The 20254-nt window shown below is 50.3% G+C and carries 19 protein-coding genes; 12 read left to right on the forward strand and 7 right to left on the reverse strand.

What is annotated here, in order from left to right; all coding sequences use genetic code 11:
• Window positions 1-95: 95 nt before the first annotated feature.
• From ABIE29_RS01445 to ABIE29_RS01455, 3 genes are all read right to left on the reverse strand, one after another.
• Window positions 96-800, reverse strand: a complete 705-nt coding sequence (locus ABIE29_RS01445; protein WP_429616480.1) for a fimbrial biogenesis chaperone — start codon at window positions 798-800, stop codon at window positions 96-98.
• Window positions 801-881: 81 nt separating this feature from the next.
• Window positions 882-1439, reverse strand: a complete 558-nt coding sequence (locus ABIE29_RS01450) for a fimbrial protein (protein WP_429616482.1) — start codon at window positions 1437-1439, stop codon at window positions 882-884.
• A gap of 361 nt (window positions 1440-1800) precedes the next feature.
• Window positions 1801-2412, reverse strand: coding sequence for a hypothetical protein (locus tag ABIE29_RS01455; RefSeq protein WP_429616484.1), 612 nt, complete (start codon window positions 2410-2412; stop codon window positions 1801-1803).
• Window positions 2413-3351: 939 nt separating this feature from the next.
• Here ABIE29_RS01455 and ABIE29_RS01460 point away from each other — a divergent pair.
• Window positions 3352-3987 (forward strand): carbonic anhydrase, encoded by a 636-nt coding sequence (locus ABIE29_RS01460; protein WP_024530881.1) that lies wholly within the window; start codon window positions 3352-3354, stop codon window positions 3985-3987.
• 326 nt (window positions 3988-4313) lie between these two features.
• Here the strand turns inward: ABIE29_RS01460 and ABIE29_RS01465 are convergent, their stop codons facing one another.
• From ABIE29_RS01465 to ABIE29_RS01475, 3 genes are all read right to left on the reverse strand, one after another.
• Window positions 4314-4949, reverse strand: coding sequence for a response regulator transcription factor (locus ABIE29_RS01465; protein WP_429616487.1), 636 nt, complete (start codon window positions 4947-4949; stop codon window positions 4314-4316).
• 375 nt (window positions 4950-5324) lie between these two features.
• Entirely contained in the window at window positions 5325-5816 is a 492-nt protein-coding gene (locus ABIE29_RS01470; protein ID WP_429616489.1) for a hypothetical protein, read from the reverse strand.
• 6 nt (window positions 5817-5822) lie between these two features.
• On the reverse strand, window positions 5823-6614 hold the full coding sequence (locus ABIE29_RS01475; RefSeq protein WP_429616491.1) for a winged helix-turn-helix domain-containing protein: 792 nt from the start codon (window positions 6612-6614) through the stop codon (window positions 5823-5825).
• Between the two features lie 434 nt (window positions 6615-7048).
• Between ABIE29_RS01475 and ABIE29_RS01480 the strand changes: the two genes are divergently transcribed.
• From ABIE29_RS01480 to ABIE29_RS01520, 9 genes are all read left to right on the forward strand, one after another.
• Window positions 7049-7576, forward strand: coding sequence for a fimbrial protein (locus tag ABIE29_RS01480; protein WP_429616493.1), 528 nt, complete (start codon window positions 7049-7051; stop codon window positions 7574-7576).
• Between the two features lie 85 nt (window positions 7577-7661).
• Complete coding sequence (locus ABIE29_RS01485; protein ID WP_429616495.1) at window positions 7662-8195, forward strand: fimbrial protein; 534 nt, start codon at window positions 7662-7664, stop codon at window positions 8193-8195.
• 130 nt (window positions 8196-8325) lie between these two features.
• Window positions 8326-10863, forward strand: coding sequence for an outer membrane usher protein (locus ABIE29_RS01490; RefSeq protein WP_429616497.1), 2538 nt, complete (start codon window positions 8326-8328; stop codon window positions 10861-10863).
• Window positions 10864-10966: 103 nt separating this feature from the next.
• A complete protein-coding gene (locus tag ABIE29_RS01495) occupies window positions 10967-11710 on the forward strand; it encodes a fimbria/pilus periplasmic chaperone (protein ID WP_272928522.1) in 744 nt (247 codons plus the stop codon).
• 27 nt (window positions 11711-11737) lie between these two features.
• On the forward strand, window positions 11738-12388 hold the full coding sequence (locus tag ABIE29_RS01500; RefSeq protein WP_429616499.1) for a fimbrial protein: 651 nt from the start codon (window positions 11738-11740) through the stop codon (window positions 12386-12388).
• Window positions 12389-12410: 22 nt separating this feature from the next.
• The gene (locus ABIE29_RS01505) at window positions 12411-12914 is read left to right on the forward strand and encodes a fimbrial protein (RefSeq protein ID WP_429616501.1); all 504 of its coding nucleotides are present in this window, start codon (window positions 12411-12413) and stop codon (window positions 12912-12914) included.
• Window positions 12911-13396, forward strand: coding sequence for a fimbrial protein (locus ABIE29_RS01510; protein ID WP_065684349.1), 486 nt, complete (start codon window positions 12911-12913; stop codon window positions 13394-13396). Before ABIE29_RS01505 ends, ABIE29_RS01510 begins: the two co-directional genes overlap by 4 nt.
• A complete protein-coding gene (locus tag ABIE29_RS01515) occupies window positions 13393-13926 on the forward strand; it encodes a fimbrial protein (RefSeq protein ID WP_429616503.1) in 534 nt (177 codons plus the stop codon). Before ABIE29_RS01510 ends, ABIE29_RS01515 begins: the two co-directional genes overlap by 4 nt.
• Before the next feature lie 1652 nt (window positions 13927-15578).
• Complete coding sequence (locus tag ABIE29_RS01520) at window positions 15579-16295, forward strand: helix-turn-helix transcriptional regulator (protein WP_429616505.1); 717 nt, start codon at window positions 15579-15581, stop codon at window positions 16293-16295.
• Here the strand turns inward: ABIE29_RS01520 and ABIE29_RS01525 are convergent, their stop codons facing one another.
• Window positions 16296-16940: an acyl-homoserine-lactone synthase gene (locus ABIE29_RS01525; RefSeq protein WP_429616507.1), complete on the reverse strand. Its 645-nt coding sequence runs from the start codon at window positions 16938-16940 to the stop codon at window positions 16296-16298. It abuts the gene before it with no gap.
• A 351-nt stretch (window positions 16941-17291) separates the two neighbouring features.
• Here ABIE29_RS01525 and ABIE29_RS01530 point away from each other — a divergent pair, with 351 nt between their 5' ends.
• Together ABIE29_RS01530 and ABIE29_RS01535 are read left to right on the forward strand one after the other, a co-directional pair.
• Window positions 17292-18623, forward strand: a complete 1332-nt coding sequence (locus ABIE29_RS01530; protein ID WP_429616509.1) for a vWA domain-containing protein — start codon at window positions 17292-17294, stop codon at window positions 18621-18623.
• An 11-nt stretch (window positions 18624-18634) separates the two neighbouring features.
• Entirely contained in the window at window positions 18635-20152 is a 1518-nt protein-coding gene (locus ABIE29_RS01535) for a sensor histidine kinase (protein ID WP_429616511.1), read from the forward strand.
• The last annotated feature ends 102 nt before the right edge of the window (window positions 20153-20254 follow it).

Below are 20254 nucleotides of genomic sequence, written 5' to 3' on the forward strand. Positions count from 1 at the left end.
AACACCCTAACAGGGCGGCGCAATACTCAATCAAGAAAAAGCTCTATTCCTGTAACAGCGCACCAGGCACGCTTTACGCTTCCAGCCAGCGGTTGTTATGGGGCGACCGGCTGTGATGTGGGATTAATGCCACCAAAATCGTTGATGTATGAGGGGTAGATGGTGCTCAAGCTTTTATCAATTGCGAATACGGCTTTCCCGCCGGGAGCAATCATGCCGCCTTTGCCGATAGGTCGTTTACCTTCTTTATCTTCAGCAATATTGGCCAGTGATACGTAGTACGGCGTCGGGTTGGTTCCCTCCACGCCGCCCTTCACCTTTTTCCAGGTGACAGACTGTCCTGCCTGGTTTGCATTACCCACCAGGCCTGCTGGGCGATAAAAAATCTTGATGCGTGAACGGAACGCCATCTGTAGCTGGTTTTGCTTCTCTTTGTTCAGCGGTGGTACTTCCAGTACGTTGAGCCAGAACACGGACTCTTTATCCGTCGGCAGCGGCTCACCGGTGTACATCAGGCGCAGTGTCTGCCCCTTACCAGCATTGATACGGTTGATCGGTGGTGTGATGGTGAATGGGGCGCGGGCTGTTTCCGGCGATGCATCTGGATCGCCGTCGTCCACCCAGCTCTGTGCCAGAACCGGCTGATTCCCACGATTATCGATTTTCACCATTACTTCGCGCTCTATCGCCGGATAAATAACGCGTGTACCGGTAATGACAATTCCCGCCACTGCTGGGGCCGTCAAAATAAAAGTTAATACGAACGCGGCGGCGCTATGGCAAATGGCACGGTGATTCATGATGGTTTCTCCCTTAATGCGGGGAGCGGTCAGCTGCTCCCCGTGTAAAGCCCGTCAATACTCAGTCTTTGGCAAAAAAGATTAGAAGTAGTTAATGGTGAAATTGACGGAGCTGGCTACCAGACCTGCTGTTGCTGCGCCAGTCGCGTAGTATTCAACGGCGTACGGCAGTGTGGCTGTACCTGAGGTCAGGTCATAGGTAGTTGAAGATGTATGCTGTTCCGGGCTACCTACCTTGATAGCGTTACCGGTTGGGGCGTCAATCAGCTGTAACTGAACGTTGGTAGCAGCAGTATCACCGGTTGCGGTATTGTTCAGGCGGTAGCCGATCGGATCAACAGTTGAGCTGTTTTCAAAGAAGGCCGCTGCATTGGTCACGTCAGCTGAGCCGGTACAGTTGCTCAGCTCAATATTAAAACTGGTACGTTTGGCAGTCGCGCCAACAGCGCTCAGTTGGCTTTTATCAACGGCTTTCAGTACCACGGTGGCCGGGCTGGCATTACCATCGATAGTGATATCGCAGGTTTTATCGAGAACTTGACCGGTAAAGTTAACGGTACCGTTTGACGCCGCCTGAGCAACGCCCACACCAAAAGTAGCTACGATCGCGGTTGCCAAAAGATATTTACTGTACTTCATAATTAACTCCATTTAAGTATTACATCGTCATTTAAATTTGGAATAGCCAACCTGTTAGCGTGACCTATCATTTAGATTGATTATTTCCTTTTTAGTGCAAACGAAAAAGTGGAATCCGCGTTAGAACGCTTTTATTCCTCCTTATATTTACACTGGTATTCCCACGGTTATCCGAATGAGAATTATTCCCTCAAAAATAAATTCATGTCATTACGATCACTATTTTAGAGGTGGTTTTTTCTAGCCGAGCCTCGCTTCATTTTCCCTGAGTGGCGATATGGAGCTCGATGATTTTTCAAGAATCCAAGAACGATCTTAAACAAATTAAGTTACACTTTTGTTATATTTGTTTGTTTTGCGATCAAAATAATGTAAGGCTGTTTTCATAACCCCAAGGGGTGAAGGTGGCTCGTCGTTTATTATATAGCCTCATTTCTGCCACATCCCGACAGAGGAGAATGCTGGTGGCACTATTACATGCTCGTAACCCTAATGAAATACTAATTCTACGTCTGATTGCATAAATGTACTTGTTCGATAGGCTCAGCTGTTGGGCCACTTCTTTATGTGAAAGCCCCGCCCCTAGGTAAAGAAATACCTCCGATTCTTCTAAGGGAAGTTGATGTCGGGCTGACTTTTTATTTTTCAATTCATTCAGTATGTTAATGAAGTCTTCTGTCGTTGTTTTCCAAGGGATAAACCAAGGGGTATACGTTGCTCCCGGTATAAGGCTGGCCCCATATTTCACCATGATAATAAGGCGGCAGAGCGATAATCCTGGTTTTCGCATTATCTCACGACGCTTGGTAACATTGAATATTGCCAGCACTATAACATCATTAGGTTCTGGGTTGAGAATGAAAATATCATGATTGACATTGACATAAATTGACCGTTCTTTAATGGTTCCTGATAAAGTATCTTCTAATCCGTTCAGAAAATAACAATCATCCGAGACAAAATAATATTTCATCAAGTCACTACCTCCCTTAAAGACAGCCTGCCTATGGATATCATATAGACTTAGCAAACAATCTTGAGCTTAAAAATTACAGAGAAGATTCCTTCCCTCTGGCCTTTTAAGTTTTAACCGACTGTAATAATTATTAACAATCGTTTAAATCAATTGGATTTATTATTAATGATAGTTTGTGGCTATCAATATCTTTTGATCGATCGGTGTAACCGAACATAATGTGTTGTGAATATCCTAGTCATTTGAATTGTTTTATTCACTATCACAACAAAATGAATTTCTTCATATTATTTGAAATAGTAAATAATAATCATGAACTTATGTGTTTTTTAGGATTTTTCTCAGAAGATTTAATTTTTAAATTAAAAAAATAGATAAAACTATTGTTGAATATTCTTATAATAAATGTGGCCAAGAAAATGGAAAGGAAAGGGTGGTTTTTTATCCAGAACATGTAAAAATCCAATGGCAAAAAAAGCACTTTTTGTGATCTAAATCAAACTTAAATCTGTTGCGCTAAAAACAAAAAAGTAACTAAAAATAGGTATTAATTTTCATTGATGTTATGAAAACAATAACTAGCTGGTGTTGAACAAGGGATGTAAAGAAATTCCAGTATGTTTGCTATATTTTTTGGGAGCATTAATAAGGGAGAATTGGTAACTTTTCTCTGTCCTTATCGCGAGGTCACTCGCGTTTACGGTGCTCACTTTTCATCCTCGACTCCCTACGTTCTCATCGAAAAGGGTGATTGCCTATAACGTCGAGAATGATGAGCCTGAAGATGCAGGGGAGATCGGGCATTAAATGCATCATTCGAAATGTTGGAGTGAGATCCAGCGACAACAGAATGCTGTTTTTTTGCCTATCAGGTACTGGACTAACAGGGAGTGATGCTTATCATACTATCGAGATTACAGATCTAGAGAGTGTGCTATGCAACATATTATTGAAGGTTTTCTCAGTTTCCAGAAAGAGATTTTCCCGCAGCGTAAGGAACTCTTCCGCAGCCTGGCCTCCAGCCAGAACCCTAAAGCGCTTTTTATTTCGTGTTCTGACAGCCGCCTGGTACCCGAGCTGGTGACCCAGCAAGAGCCGGGGCAGCTTTTCGTTATCCGTAACGCTGGCAACATCGTCCCTTCCTTTGGCCCGGAGCCGGGTGGGGTGTCGGCGACCATCGAATACGCGGTTGTGGCGCTAGGCGTTACTGACATAGTGATCTGCGGCCACTCGAACTGTGGTGCCATGAAGGCTATAGCTTCTTGCCAGTGCCTTGACCCGATGCCTGCTGTTGCCCACTGGCTGCACTATGCGGACGCGGCAAAAGCGGTGGTAGAGAAGAAAACCTGGGATAGCGAAATCGACAAAGTTAACGCTATGGTTGAAGAGAACGTGATAGCCCAGCTCAACAATATCAAGACTCATCCGTCCGTTGCCGTTGGTCTGCGCGACAACGCCCTGCGCCTGCACGGCTGGGTGTACGACATCGAAAGTGGTGAGATCCGCACGCTGGATAAAAATACCAAGAATTTCGTTTCGCTGGCGGATAACCCCGAGGTCTACTTCGAGTAAAAGATGCTTGCCCTTGGCTATGATACTGAATCCACGTTTCGACGTGGATTTTTTTAGGGTTAGATCTAATTAGTTGAATATAATTAATAATGTTCGCTTTTGATACTCACTAAAAACCTTAGCAGATTTCCTCGATATGGAGCTGTCCCTGATACACAACTCGGCATCTTGCTGTTTTTATAGGAGTGACTTTAAACTTGTCAATTTTCCGCCCGAAAAATTCTCTTTAAAATCAGCTTGCTGTGTTTCTCAAATTACGGCCATTTGACCGCAATTTGAGATGGGTACAAGAGACAGTAATATGGAGAGGGATGGAAAACTCATGTTCAATTCGCTTTCATTGACTGGTGACGGGTTAAACCGCCCTGCAGCATCCAATGGAATAACTCGCTAGTACGTCTGAAATTCAATTTTTTCATTGCTGCGCGTTTGTGCGAGCTTATGGTCTTCTCATGGATACCCATACAACTTGCAACGCAGGCATGCCTTTTACCCTGCCTAAGGTAATGTAGCACTTCTTGCTCACGCGGTGTGAGTGGTTCGGGGAGACCGACTTTAGTGGTTTGCTGCGTGTTTTCGGGCTGCGGCTGTTGGGAAAGCAGTGTGTCCTCAATGAGTTGTAAAACGGCGCTCACAGATTGGTGCCGGTATAAGATATTGGACTCTGTCACGCCACTGTATAAGTGCTGTAGATGAACATCTTTTCTATCCGCGATGGCAAAATAAAGCGTCGGGTTGCAGCCCCCAGAGGCGGAGGCTGGCGAGATTAGTGTGCCACAGCGAATGGCCTGAAAGGTAATATCCGCAGCTATTCCATTCGAGAGACCGGTGTAGAATCGGATCTTTTTATTTTTTAAATAGTTGGATAGGGTCATAATCAGCCCTGCTATGTAAAAATTATCATCGTCTATTATGCGGATGGTCAATGTTTCCGTCATGATGGCATTTTTCGTGCTTCCCATGTTCTCTTCCTCCTGGCTTATGTTTATTGGCATTAGTCACTCATTTTTATGACGTCACGACTCTCGGATTTTCTCTGCGATAATTCCGGCATTGCAGTGCGGGGTACGATATTATTAGCCGCATAAAAGCCGGCAATTCAGTAGCAGCAATAGGCTAACCAACAAGATACACCGCATTCAAGTTAATGACTTTTAATGGCATTATGTGGTGAAAAATTTCATTTAACTTTTTATTATCAGTTTTTTATCCTGTGATTTATGTCGTAGACTAGCGTATTAGACGGTATGACTGGGTTGGTTTTTAATTAAAATCCGCGGGGAGCATTAATGAGGGCTTAATCAGTGAATGACAGATGATTAAGCCTTTTGGATAAGTTAATTCGATGTTCTCGCACAAACAAAGTGAGGGTTGGTCAACCCTTTAATAAGATATGCATTATTTTTTAAATGCTTTGTTTCCATGTAGAATGCGACGCCTGGTGCCTCCGGCAGCACGTATTGTTGCCAGATTTCTTCTGGCACATTATCTATGGGGTGGTGCTCTTCCCGGATAATCATGGTTTTGGCAAAGCCTTTAAAATCAGATTGCTTCATGGTGATGAAAATTCGCCTGGAAAAAACATAATTATTTCCTTCTCCTTTGAGGGAACCCACTGCGAGCGCCTCACTGCTGCCTTCGTGGGCGGTGACGATGCTAATATCCAGATTGAGTTCAAGTTTCTTGCCCTCTTTTGTCGCTATGCGTGAACTCAGATGAGTATCACAGCGAAACGGTTTCCAGTTCGAGCGGTTGAAATAATGATAAACGCCACTCAGGATGACGATAACGATGATAAGGCTGGACAGACTGATAATAATCCTATTCATATGAACCTACTCAACCTGTTTGAAGTTGTTGCAGCTTTTATAGTTAGTATCGTTATTCTTGGTGCAAGCCGATATAAAATAAACCTTAAGAAATTCGTTGGAAGGACGCGCTTCCATATAATAGATGTCAAGATCGGTCCGTGAACAATCGATCCCTTCATCAGCCAGCATCTTTCGTGCACGATCAGATTGCACGGGCTCATGCTTGCCTTCATTCAGAATATAGATATGACATTTATCCTGGATCCCGATGAGCTCGGGTTGTTCATTCTTGCTCAGGATCATCCATGCCGCCACAGCAGTGACGCACAGAACAACGAGGAGAAACAATGCCGGAATTTTCATTCTGCGTAATGGTTTTTTTGAGCTTACGTTCAGACCGGCGGCCGCGACGTTATCCACCGTTGCCGGTTTACTCGACGGCTGAAGTTCAATATGTTCAGCAGAGGCCGATTCTTTCGCCAGCTTGGTTTCCGGGTGGATTTCCGCATCCAATTTAAAGCCTATCCGCGGCACAGTGAGCAGAATATCTTTGCTTATCCCAAGCGCTTCAAAGGCTTTTCTCAACTCGCTGATATGGTTGCTCAACGTAGCACCGGACGAAGCAAACCCAAAATCCTCCCAGACATGCTTGAGCAGAATTTCGCGCGTCAATTCAATTCTATTATTCTTTATCATTTCGGTTAACAATCGCGTAGCCGGATTAGATAACCCTACAGTTAGTTGGTTATTGTTCCTAAGCATTAATAATCGACCTTCCGGATCGAAAACCAGTGTTAGATTTAATATATATTTCATATTGATACCTATTAAACTTTGGTGTGTAAACAACAAAATAATCAATACTAAGATTAGTCCTGAGTCAGGGTTGGTAGAATCTAGGGTAGGTCAATACTGGCAGTCAACTCCTTTTGCGGAAATTATTTTATGCTTGAAATGTGGTTGAAATTAAAGGAGTTTTAGTTTTTAACTGGTTGTTATTTTTTGGATTTTAATGCTGATTTATTATTTAATTTTATTTAATTTTGGAGTTTTTATCCAATTTTTTGATATTAATTAGATTTTTTAGCTTTTTAATTTTTTGAGGTATATCATTTTTCCAGTTGCCGGTAGCTATGACATGGTACGCAGAAGAGAGGCGTAAACCTCTTTTCCATGTGCCAGTTGTGTGAACCTGAATAAATGGCGACTTCACACAAATGGGAATGGACCCTTTAAAGGATAAAGTTGAAATGAAATTGAATAAAATCATGATGGCTGCAGTTTTGGCATTCGGTACTATTTCTGGTGCACAGGCTGCAGATGAAGGTCATGGTAAAGTCACCTTCACCGGCTCTATTATTGATGCACCTTGCTCAATTGATCCCAAGTCTGTTGATCAGACCGTTGATCTAGGCGCAGTGTCGAACGTTTCCCTGCTGAATGGCGGCAACTCCGACCCGAAGCCGTTTGAAATTCGCCTGGAAAAATGCAGCCTGGACACCGCTAAAACAGTGACCACTACTTTTGATGGTGCGGCTGGCAAAAATGGCCTGTTGGGTATGACCGGTGATGCCAAAGGCGCCAGCATTGCAATTACCGATGGCAGCAACAATGTGATCGAACTGGGTAAACCAACTGCGGGCCAACTGCTTAGCGCAGGTGCTTCTGAAGCGACTCTGGCCTTCAGCGCTTATCTGAAAGGCGACGGCGGCGATGATAAATCTATCGTTCCGGGTAAATTCCAGAGCGTGGCCAACTTCATTCTGAACTACAAATAATTTGGCTTGTTGACAGGATTAATCATGTATGCGGGCTGTGCCCCGCATACATTCTTGCCAGAATGACTCGTGGGAGAATGATGAGATGAAACAGCTAGAAATGCTTTATTCGGCGTTTTGCCTGTTCATGCTGTTACCAATGCAAAGCAGCCTGGCTGCGGCGGGTTGGGGGCGGGTTAACATGCAAGGCGCCGTAATCGAAACGGCCTGCGCCATTGATACCAATAGTCGCGATCAGACTATTGATATGTCCGTAGCACCATTGAGCCAAATTATACGTGATGGGCAAGGCGCTATTCGCCCATTCAGTATTCGCCTGATTAATTGTGTTTTGGGACGCATTGATGAAAATTTACCGAAGTGGCAACGCTTTCAGGTGACATTCGATGGGCGGGTGGATAATGGATTATTCGGTGTCGATGGGCAAGCTCGCGGCGTTGCGTTACAGCTTAGTGACAGCGAGGGAAATATCGTATCACCTGGCAATCCAACGCCGTTACTTGATATTACCGAAGGTGACAGAGCACTAAATTATTCACTGCGGCTGGTCAGCAATCAACAGCGATTACGCAGTGGAGAATACACCTCAACCATTAGGTTTAAAATGGACTATTACTGATTGGATGATAATAACGTGGAAAAACGTTAGGTTTTAAATCACCAGATGTGCCTGTCACTTATTTCCTGTTCGTGGAAGTACAAAGTTTTTCATTGATAGCGCTGGCGTAAAAATAAGAAAAAAGGGATTGATGAGCATGATAATGCCGAACTGGACTTTATTACCCTTCCGCCCTCGTGCAGTAGGAGTTTATATTGCCTGCGCGTTGGGTCTTTTTGGGTATTACGCCAGTGCGGAAGAGGTGGAGTTCAATACCGATGTTCTGGATGTAAAAGATCGCGAAAATATTGATCTGGGCCAGTTCTCGCGTGGCGGATATATCATGCCGGGCGATTATATGATGTTGGTACGCGTTAATAAGCAGGAGCTGCCTGAGCAAACCGTTACTTTTTACCCGGCGGAGCAGGATGCTGACGATAGCGCCGCGTGCATCAGCCCGGCAATGGTAGAGCAGTTCGGCTTAAAACCGGACGTGAAAGAAAAACTGACCTGGTGGCATCAAGGTGAGTGTCTGTCGGTAGATAGCCTGCCGGGCACGTCGGCGCGTGCCGATTTGGGCAGCGCTAGCCTCACCGTTAGCTTACCTCAGGCCTATCTGGAATACGCCGCCGACAACTGGGATCCGCCGTCGCGTTGGGATGAAGGCGTGCCAGGGTTGCTGTTGGATTATTACCTCAACGCGCAGACCCAACGGCAACAGCAGCGAGGGCAGCAGGGATATAACCTCAGCGGCAACGGCACGGTGGGGGCCAACCTGGGCGCCTGGCGGCTGCGGGCAGACTGGCAAACGCGGTTGGATCATCAAACCGGTAGCGGTGAGGGCACACGCCAAAGTTTGGACTGGAGCCGTTATTACGCCTATCGCGCGCTCCCGCGTTTGGGGGCCAAGCTGTCGGTCGGGGAGAACTTCCTATATTCCGACATTTTTGACAGTTTCCGGTTTACCGGTGCCAGCCTGATCAGCGACGACAGTATGTTGCCGCCGAACCTGCGTGGTTACGCCCCGGAGATCTCCGGGGTAGCACGCACCAACGCCAAGGTGGTGGTCAGCCAGCAGGGGCGTGTGCTGTATGAAACCCAGGTCGCGTCCGGCCCGTTCCGCATTCAGGACATCAATGATGCGGTCTCTGGGCAGTTGGATGTGCGGGTTGAAGAACAAGACGGCAGCGTACAGGAATTCCGCCTCGATACCGCCAGCATCCCGTATCTGACCCGGCCGGGGACGGTGCGCTACAAACTGGCGAGCGGGCGGCCTTCGGACTGGAAACACAGCACCAACGGGCCGCTGTTTGCGACCGGCGAGTTTTCCTGGGGCGTCAGCAATGGCTGGTCACTGTACGGCGGCGGCGTAGCGGGCGGTGATTACAACGCACTGGCGGTCGGTATCGGGCGGGATCTGATGATGTTCGGCGCACTGTCATTTGATGTGACCCAGTCGCGGGCGCGTTTGGCGCAGCTGGAAGACACCACCCTAACAGGTGGTTCTTACCGGCTGAGCTACTCGAAAAACTTCGATGAGTACGACAGCCAGGTGACCTTTGCCGGCTATCGCTTCTCGGAGCGGAACTACATGTCGATGAGTGAATTCCTGGATGCGCGCACCTATGGCACGCGCAACCAGAACAGCAAAGAGATGTACACCATCAGCTTCAGCCAGCATTTACGCGATCTCGGGTTAAGTGCCTACCTGAACTACAACCACCAGACTTACTGGGACAGCGCGGCCAACGATCGTTACACCCTGACGCTGTCACGTAATTTTGATATCGGCCGGTTCAGGAACCTGAGCCTGTCACTGACGGGGTATCGCAATAAGTATAACGGCGTCAATGACGACGGCATGTACCTCTCGCTGTCGATGCCGTGGGGGAGCAACGGCTCGGTCAGCTACAGCGGCAGCTATGACCGTAACGACAACACCCATCAGGTGGGGTACTACGATCGGCTGGAAAACGGCGATAGCTATCAGCTGGGCAGCGGCATCTCACGCAACGGCGCATTGGCGAGCGCTTATTACACCCATCAGGGCGATATGGCGCAGGTAAATGCCAATGCCAGCTACCAGGAAGGGCGTTATTCGTCGGCCGGGATATCGCTGCAAGGGGGGGCGACCGCCACCGTGAAAGGTGCGGCGCTGCACAGGTCAGGGATGATGGGCGGCACCCGCATGATGGTGGACACCGGCGGCGTGGCGGATATTCCCATTGGCGGCTATGGCGCGGTGACGCGCACCAACCGCTTCGGCAAGGCGGTGGTGACGGATGTCAGCAGTTATTACCGCAACCGGATCAGCATTGATGTTAACAAGCTGCCGGAGAATGCCGAAGCGACGCGTTCAGTGGTGCAGGCCACCCTGACCGAAGGGGCGATTGGTTATCGCCGATTTGAAGTGATCGCCGGTGAGAAAGCGATGGCGGTGATCCGCTTAGCGGACGGTTCGACGCCGCCGTTTGGCGCCACGGTGAAAAACCGCAAACAGCAGGATGTGGGCATTGTTAACGATGGTGGCAGCCTGTACCTGAGCGGCATTAACCCGAATGAGGAGATGACCGTGCGATGGGACGGGCGGGCGCAGTGTGCGCTGACATTGCCGGAGCACATTCCGCAAGACGATTTGGCCAACCTGTTGTTGCCGTGCCGCCTGCTGCCGGCGGAGACGGCGGAATAACGACGGAAACGTATTTAGCCGTAGTGGCAGGCCGGAGCTGTTTCTCCCCCTCCCCGGCTTTTTTATTGAATTTAAAGAAAGTGAGTAATTAATGATGAACCTAATGAGTCAATCCCTTTATTCGTTGGCGGGCAGCTTGCTGGTCGGGGTATTGGGCCTTCAGCAGGCCCAGGCCGCGATAGCGCTGGATCGCACCCGGGTGGTGTTTAACGGTGGTGAAAAATCGACCAGCCTGACCATCAGCAACGAAAACAAGCAGTTGCCATACCTGGCGCAAGGCTGGGTGGAAGATGCGCAGGGCAATAAAATCACTACGCCTTTGACGGTGTTACCGCCGTTACAGCGCCTGGAGCCGGGGGCAAAAAGCCAGATCAAGGTGCAGGCTTTACCGGCCGCCAACCTGTTGGTGCAGGATCGCGAGACGCTGTTCTATTTCAACCTGCGTGAGATCCCGCCAAAGAGCGAAAAGCCCAACACGCTGCAACTGGCGTTGCAAACGCGGATCAAACTGTTTTACCGGCCAAAAGCACTGAGCAATACCGAAGGTGCGGCCCCTTGGCAGGAGCAGCTAACGCTGACCAGGCAGGGCGACAAATACCAGGTGAACAACCCAACGCCGTATTACATCACCATTGTGGATGCCAGCAGCAAACCGGGGAGCGCCAGCGCCAAGGGCTTTGAACCGGTGATGGTGGCGCCAAAAGGCAAAGAGATGTTGAACGTCGGCGTGGCAGCGCTGGGCAATGCGCCGGTGCTGACCTATGTCAATGACTACGGCGGCCGCCCGCAATTGCAGTTCAACTGCGGTGGTGCCGAGTGCAAGGCCAAGCCCGTCAAGCCAAGCTGATAACCGGGCGTAGAGAGGGAACTGAACATGCAACAGCGAAAACAATGGAGCGGCTTCCTGTCTTGCCCTGAGCGGCAATATCTGTTGGCCAGGGTGGCTGCGGCACTGATGGTGCCAGTGGTGATTGGCAGTATGTTGGCGCTGATGCCTGAGGCAGGCGCGGCGGATAACTGGAACGTTGACGGTGCTAACGGGGTGTTGCATGTGCGTGGTGCGCTGACCGAAAGCGCCTGTCGCCTGGAGATGACCTCGGCTTATCAGGATGTGTGGTTGGGGGAAACCGGCACCGCCCTGTTGGCGCAGATTGGCGCACAGGGCACGCCGGTCGCGGTGCGGTTGCGCTTGCAGGATTGCCTGCGTACCCCGGCGAACAACCGCGATGAGCGCAGCGGCAATCTGTTGTGGAGTGCTCATCAACCGGCGGTGTCGCTGAGTTTTGTCGCCCCGGCGGATGCGGATAACCCGCAGTTAATCGCGGTGCGCGGGGCATCCGGCGTGGCGTTGCGCATGGTGGACCAGCTCGGCAGGGATATTCGCCTGGGGAGCCGAGGTGCGCCGTTGATGTTAGCTGTAGGGCAGGATCAGCTGGACTATGTCGTAAAGCTGGAGCGCACCCGAGCGCCGTTGCAGGCGGGGGCCTATTCGGCTCATGTGGATTTCAGGCTCAATTATGACTAAGGCGGGTGATGTGGAGACAACGATGTTATGCAGGCTGGGGCCAGCGTTGTCTGCGGCGTGCCTGGCGCTGATGGTCTGGGGAGGGTGTTTCCCGGCCATGGCGAAAACGGCTACCGCCACGGTGACCGTCAAAATCACGTTGACGGCACCGCCATGTGACGTCAACGACAACAAGCTGATTGAAGTGAACTTCGGCAACGACGTGATGACCACCCGTGTGGACGGCGAGTACAAAAAAATGCCGATCAACTACACGCTGAAATGCCAGGGTGGTGCGTCAAATGCGGTGCGGATGCGGATTGATGGTCAGGGGGCGGCGTTTGACGCCGGGGTATTGAAAACCAACAAGACGGATTTTGGCATTGCGCTGCTGAACAACGGCAAGCGGCTGCCGATCAACGGTTGGTTGAATTTTACTTATCCTGATCAGCCAACGCTTGAGGCGGTGCCGGTGAAGCGCAGCGGTGCCAGGCTGAGCGGCGGGGCGTTTTCCGCTGGCGCGACGATGAAGGTGGAATACCGATGAAAGGTTATTCAGGCATGGTCTTGCTGCTGGCCTGCGGAGCACTGAGCACCCCAGGGCTGGCGGCGGAGAACATGAAGTTCTACGGCACCCTGGTTGAGCCCCCGGCTTGTACCATTAATAACGGTGGCAATGTTGATGTCGATTTCGGTAACCGGGTCGGGGTTAAAAAGGTGGATGGGGTGAACTATTTGCAGCCGATGAATTACCAGATTAGCTGCGTTCCCGATGCCAATGCCTGGCGGATGACGCTGGAAATCGCCGGAAAAGTGGCGACTTACGACAAGGCGGGCGTCATCACCAATATCACCGATCTGGCGATCCAAATCAGGCAAAACGGCGTTCCCTTCGAGCTGAACAAGCCGATAGCCATCAACCCGACTAACCCGCCACAACTGGAAGTGGTGCCGGTGAAGCGGCCAGGATCGACGTTAAAAGAAGGGGCGTTCGAGGCCACGGCCACCCTGAAGGCGGTTTACCAATGAACGGATGTGAGCAACAGCTTAATGCAGTGCTGATCGCCGGGGTTCTGGCGTTTAGCGGGCAGGTGCAGGCCGACAACGTTCGCCTGCATGGTGCACTGGTCGCCGAACCCTGCGTGATTGCGCCGGGGGACGAGAACGTGCGCCTGGATTTTGGCACGGTGATCGACAAATACCTGTACGCCAATGAACGCACCCACGGGCAGGCGTTCGATATTCGCCTGGGGGAGTGCGATCTGAGCCTGGGGAAAACGGTCAAGGTGACCTTCAGCGGCATGGAAAACCCGAGCCTTAAGGGGTTGCTGGCGATTGATGGCGGCAGCAAGGCCTCCGGCATCGCGATCGGTATGGAAACCCAGGGCGGTCAACCTTTACCGTTGAACAAGGCCGGTGAGGGATACCGGCTGGTTGCTGGCAATAACACCCTGACGGTGCTGGCCTATGTGCAGGGGGAGCCAGAGGCGATTGCCCAGCGGCGAATAGCGCGCGGGCCGTTTAGCGCCATTGCCACCTTTAGACTGGAATATGAGTAAGGCGGCATCCGACTGGCTGGCAACTGCGGCGCTGTGTTAAGCAACTGCACCATTATTTCAATCTGGCGGGCTTTGAAACGCACCCGGATAAAACCCAATTGGGAAGAATTGAACAAGGCTTTGACTGGCTGGGCGTGTGGTTTACCCCTGAGGGAACCGCCATAGCGCCCCGCGCATTAGGAAATTATCGTATACAGCGCCTGCGGCTTTACGAGCAGGCCCGGCGGCGGGGACTGTCAACAGCAGGCTCCAACGCGCGGGTGCAGGCGTATGACGTACGGTGGAACAGATGGGCGAGTGGCATGCATGAACTCTGCCGGCTCGCCGTACAATTGGAGACAACATGCCTTACCATAAATTGGTCCTGACCGCTCTGGCACTTCTTCCACTCGCAAGCCATGGTTTTATAGACCCAAATAACCCTCCAGGGATGCTGCCCTTTCCTATTAATATACCTGGGGAATACCGCGCAACTGGACCCCATAATGCGAACGGATATTACTACTGTGTGGCGGACATGTATGAACAAGCTCCCGAGCCCAGAGACGGCCGTTATGACCATTTCTCGTACAGAGAGCAACGAGCCCTGGATGATTGCTTTGGTGTCCAACTAGACCGGGTAGTGGCCCCCGTGCCTGAACATCAAATGAGACAAATGGTCCAATATCTCCAATCCAATCCGATCAAGTTGAAAAGCGCCGCATTTAATGCCTACCCAACTCCCGGGGGATACTGTATTTGGCGTATAATGGTATACCGTGACCAATGGACTATGAATCTATCTTCGTACATCGGTGGGCATCACCTCGGTCGACCCTGTGCATCTGAACAACCCGTGGAGTGCACCGTGTCAAAACCTGATATCCTGTTGCATAACCCGAGGGCAATCGGGAGGGTCAGATCTGAAACGGGTGGGTCTGTTGTCGTACAATGCAACAGGGCAGCCAGCGTAATTGTGGACGTACAGGATTCGTCCGTGAAACTCCGTGGTAACGCCGGAGGGGAACTCCGATCTACAATTCATGTTGGCACAAAGACGAGTACCAGCGTCACGGCAACTGCCGATCCTGTCGCCACCGTAAGCGTCTGGAGTACGATCGATGATTTAGCTGAAACGGCTGGGACATACACTGGGTCCACGGTTATAACCGTACAATGGGATTAATGACACCATGAGTGTAGGCGGTACTACGGGGCCAGCATGTGCGGCACGATTGACTCATTTGGTGTAACCACCCCAACGCGATAATCTGTTCACAACCGTTTGCCACTGTCATGGATGACTGGACCCGATATCCGGTAACTTTCCGCTAGCCTTGGAATAACAGATACTTGGCCTTGGCTATGAAATTGAATCCACGTTACGACGTGGATTTTTTTAGGGGTAGATCTATTCATACGCCTCGTTCAGGCTTTGCTCCTACGTTTCGTTCCATCGTATCGCTAATGTTATCAGCACGTCATCACAGGGGTGGATGGCGTGCTGAACATGCCAGTTGCCCGTAGCGACTCCCTGGAAGGGATGCCTGGCTAAGAGCGGCACCGTTACTGAAAGGGCCAGGGGCAGAAAACTCGGAGCCTTCTGCCTGGCGTCCTTATCTGCTATATTCGGCAAGGTAGAAATTATTTAAGTCATCGGGGGTAGGTCGTTAATGGAAAACGAAGAACATATCAGTAACATTATCAAAACGCACCTCGAAGCGACATTAAACGATCTCGGGGAATTCATCTGGGCGTATGTGGTGTTATCGAAAAAAGATATGTCCTGTATCTTTGGGGTAACCAACTATCCGGGGGAATGGGTAGAGCATTATAAAGCCAATGGTTTACAGTATACCGATCCGGTGGTGATTACTGCGCTAAACCGGTTAACGCCTTTTTCCTGGGATGAAAATCTGATGACGGGCGGAGGTTTTCATTTTTCCGAACTCTTCGAGCGGGCCAGGAAATTTGGGCTGAATAACGGCTATACGTTTGTATTGCATGATTATAATAATAACCTGGTCACCTTGTCTTTTATTCTTGCTCCTGAAACTAGATCAGAAGTAACCCAAACGCTGATCCAGAATAAAGGTGATATTTCTGTTTTACTGGCGTCAGTGCATGAGATCTACCTAACCCTGAATTCGCTGTCGGAAAAAAACGCCTCTCGCTCGGAAAAAAGCGCCCAATTTACCGAACGGGAAAACGAAATCCTCTACTGGGCCAGCGTGGGCAAAACCTATCAGGAGACCGGGATGATCCTCGGGATCACTACGCGTACGGTCAAGTTTCATATGTCCAACATCGTCAAAAAGCTGGGAGTCGCAAATGCCCGGCATGCAATACGTCTAGGTGTGGAACTTCAACTGATTAAACCGGTTAGTTGATTACAAAGAAGGCTCAGCCGCCAGCGGCCAGTCGTTCAACCTGGTTTCGTCCGCTGTGCTGTGCTTGCTGAATATCTTGGCTTTTAGCTTCCTCTGGCTCTCAGAGTCGACATGGCCGAGCAACAGATAGACCGGCTCATCTTTCTCGGAAACACCGGTTTCCAACACGGTGACATTCCAGCCCGAGGTTCTGATGATATGCATCATCGGATGGCTGGCGACGGCAAGAATGCCATCATAGTGATGTTGCCGCGCATAGTTAATCAGTGAGAGAAACAAAGCCATAGTGACGGGAAACTTACGGCCTAGCAGTGAGTGGGTTCTTTCTTTATCCACGAAGAAACGTGTGGATTCAATGTAATTACCTTCTGGGATACTGACATTGTTAAAGAATGAAGAGAATGTACTGTTCAACATATTATTGTGTTTCATGTCGATCATCCTGGTTCCGCATATAATTATGCCGTTCTCCATACCAAAAATATAGTCGGTCTTGTCATTGTCAAACTGATCGACCTCCTTGCCGTCAGAACAGTCTACCGCCCATTGTAGCCTGTCTTTAAACGTGTTTTTTCTTAACATAAAGAGATCTTCAGATTTTTCATTACTCATTGAAGAGTAGTTAACGCTGTAAATATTAAACATAATGTCACCTGTGAATGAATATATAGAGATAAGTTCATCCGGTAACATCAGTGAAGTTTCATTAAGAGCATGCCGGTACAGAGGAATGATAATGCTTTTTAATAGATTTAAGCTAACCTTATTATAGGAATTAACTGGTTTTTAGCTGGTGCTGGGTAAGGCGTTTTGGGCGACACTCTGGGCTTAAAGGTGATATGTTTCCTACCGCGTGCAGACCGGAGGAGCGGCAAGCAATGCGATCGCAGCAACGGTAACTTTTACCCTTTTTTTACATCTTTATACAGATAACAGACAACTCGCTGGCTGATACGGGCAAGAATGGATGCGATTCTTTTGACAAGGAGCTTCACCATGGATCTGAAATGTATTTTTGCGCTATTCACCCTGTCTGTGCTGCCATGGGGGGCCAGTGCCGCTCCGGCTGCCCCCAAGGTCGTCGTAAAATCTGAAGTCGCCTCGCCGGTGGTGTTGGAAAATACCCAGGATAAAAACTACCTGAAAATCTCGTTGGTCGGCTACCCGCTACCGCAGGAAAAACGCAGCCCGATCAATCTGGCGCTGGTCATCGACCGCTCCACTTCAATGAGTGGCGATCGCATCGAAAACGCCAGAAAGGCGGCGATCGCCGCTGTTAACATGCTCAACGGTAATGACACGCTTTCGGTGGTTGCCTATGACTCGGGGGTTGAAGTGGTGATCCCTGCCACCAAGGTCCAAGATACAAAAGAGCTGATTAATAAGATCAACAAGAGCATTGAACCGCGTGGGATGACGGCGCTGTTTGCCGGGGTGAGCAAGGGCATCGATCAGGTGAGCAAGCATCTGGATAAAGAGCAGGTTAACCGCATTGTGTTGCTTTCCGACGGGCAGGCCAATGTTGGGCCAACCTCTAACAGCGAACTGGCCGAGCTGGCCAAACTGGCGGCCAAGAAAGGTATCGCCATTACCACCATCGGCATTGGTGATGGTTATAACGAAGATCTGATGACCACTATTGCTGGCTATAGCGATGGCAACCATGCCTTTGTTGAGCAATCCAGCGATCTGGAAAAGACCTTCGCCCACGAGTTTAACGACGCCATGTCCGTGGTGGCACAGGATGTGGTGGTGGTGATCAAAACCGCCGATAAGGTTACGCCGGTTCGCCTGCTGGGGCGTGATGGCAGCATCAGCGGCAATACGGTCACCGTAAAACTGAACCAGCTGTATTCCAATCAGGAAAAATATGTTCTGCTGGAAGTGATCCCGGCCAAGGGCAGCAACGCCCAGAGCAAACCGCTGGCCGATGTTAACGTGCGTTACGCCAACCTGAGTACCAAGCAGGTCGATACCTTCAATGAAAAGGTGGCGGTACGTTATAGCCAGTCCGCTAAGGACGTGAGCGCCGCGCAGGTCGATGAGGTGTTGGTGGATTCGGCCATTCAGAAGGCAGCGATTGAAAATGAGCGCGCGGTAGAGCTGATGGATGCAGGCAAAATGGAAGAGGCCAAGCAGGTATTTAGCGCTAATGCGGCTGCCTTGGAAAGTTTGCCCGTCAGCGCTGCCCCAGCCAGACAAAAAGCCGAAGCCAGCGCGCAGAAGAACAAAGAGCTGATGGGTAAAATGGAGAGCGACAGCAAGGAATCGACCCGTAAGGCAGTGAAAGAACAGAACTACAACATCAAAACCCAGAAGAACCAATAGCAGGGAGCCTAATGAGCCAGCGTACTTCCAGAAGTTTGACGGTTTTTATCATCATCACCGTGGCGGTCTTCAGCCTGATCGCCTATCTGGGAGTGCGCACCCTTGAGCACGAAGTGTTGTTACGCCATTACCAATCCCAGACCACGGCGCAGACGCGCGTCACGCAGGCCAGCGACAGCGTGATGGGTATCCTGCGGCAGAAAGCGACGCGGCTGGACGCGATCACCGACTACATTCAACCCAACGAACAGGCGCTCAAGGAGCTGGTTGAGAAGGATCACGACATCGATAGCGTGTTTGTCCTGCAGAAAAATCGGTTGTTGTACCCCGACGAAAACGGCCCGCTGAGCCAAAAAGAATTAGCCTGGGTTCAGGCCATCACCCCGCTGGTGAACGATCCTTCCTTGCTTTATGGCCACAGCGTAAAAAGTGAAATGGCTATCCCACAATCCGGCTGGTACATCACTGGCGAAGTGCAGGAGCCCTTGCTGATCTACTGGCGTACTATTGGCAGCGATACCATCGGATTTCGGATCCCCTATATCAAGCTGCTGTCGGACGTGATTAATACGGTCAACTTCGATTTTGGTAGCGACACGCTGGTGCTGATAGAGAACGGGCGCCTGCTGTACCAAAGCAATCCTTACGTCGAAATGGGAAACCTGCAACCCCTAGCCGAGCAGAGCCTGCCTTATCCACTTACTGGCTGGCAGGTGAGCTATTACGGTAAACCGGTCAGCACTACGGCGGTCTATCTATGGGGCGGGGCGTTTATCCTGCTGATGCTGGCTATCATGGGCTTGATCATTTTTCGTCTCTATCGTGAATATACCCAGACGGCACGGCTGGCGCGCCAGCAGGTGGGTTTTGTCAGCCAGGTGTCCCACGAACTGAAAACGCCGCTGACCAATATCACGCTGTATGCCGAATTGTTGAAAGAGGAACTGGACGAACAGCACGACGAAGGACAGCGCTATCTGGACGTGATTATTGACGAGAGCCAGCGCTTATCGCGCCTGATCCAGAACATTTTGAGCTTTACCCGTGAGCCGAAGCTGCACATTCAGCCCATCGATCTCAACCCGCTGCTGACGAAGATTGCCCAGACTTTCACGCCGTCATACCTGGCCAAGGGGATGGCGCTCTCACTCTTGTTAGGCGAAAGCGTAGTGGTGCAGAGTGATATCGATCGCCTGACGCAGATTATCAACAACCTGCTGAGCAATGCGGAGAAGTACGCCACGGCCGGGAAACAGGTCGATGTGCAGGTAGTGTGCAGTACGGACGCCGTGGATATCCACGTGCGGGACTATGGTGCCGGTATCGTCGAGAAAGAACTCAAGATGATTTTCCTGCCCTTTTACCGGGTGAAGTCAGGCATTACCGAGGGCGTTTCGGGCACCGGCATTGGCCTGACGATTGCCCAGCAGCTGGCGCACAGCTTGGGCGGGGAGATCCTGGTTGCACCGCAGTCGCCCGGGATGCGCTTCACCTTGCGGCTGGCGCGCAATGCCTCCCAGAATATTTAGGGTGATCCGCCAGTGATGGGTAATGGCTAGGGTGATTTTCCCCTCACCCTAGCCCTCTCCCAAAAGTAGAGGGGATGTAATGTGCTACAAATTGACTATGGC

It is taken from the genome of Serratia sp. 2723, from assembly GCF_050434425.1.
Classification (GTDB): domain Bacteria; phylum Pseudomonadota; class Gammaproteobacteria; order Enterobacterales; family Enterobacteriaceae; genus Chania.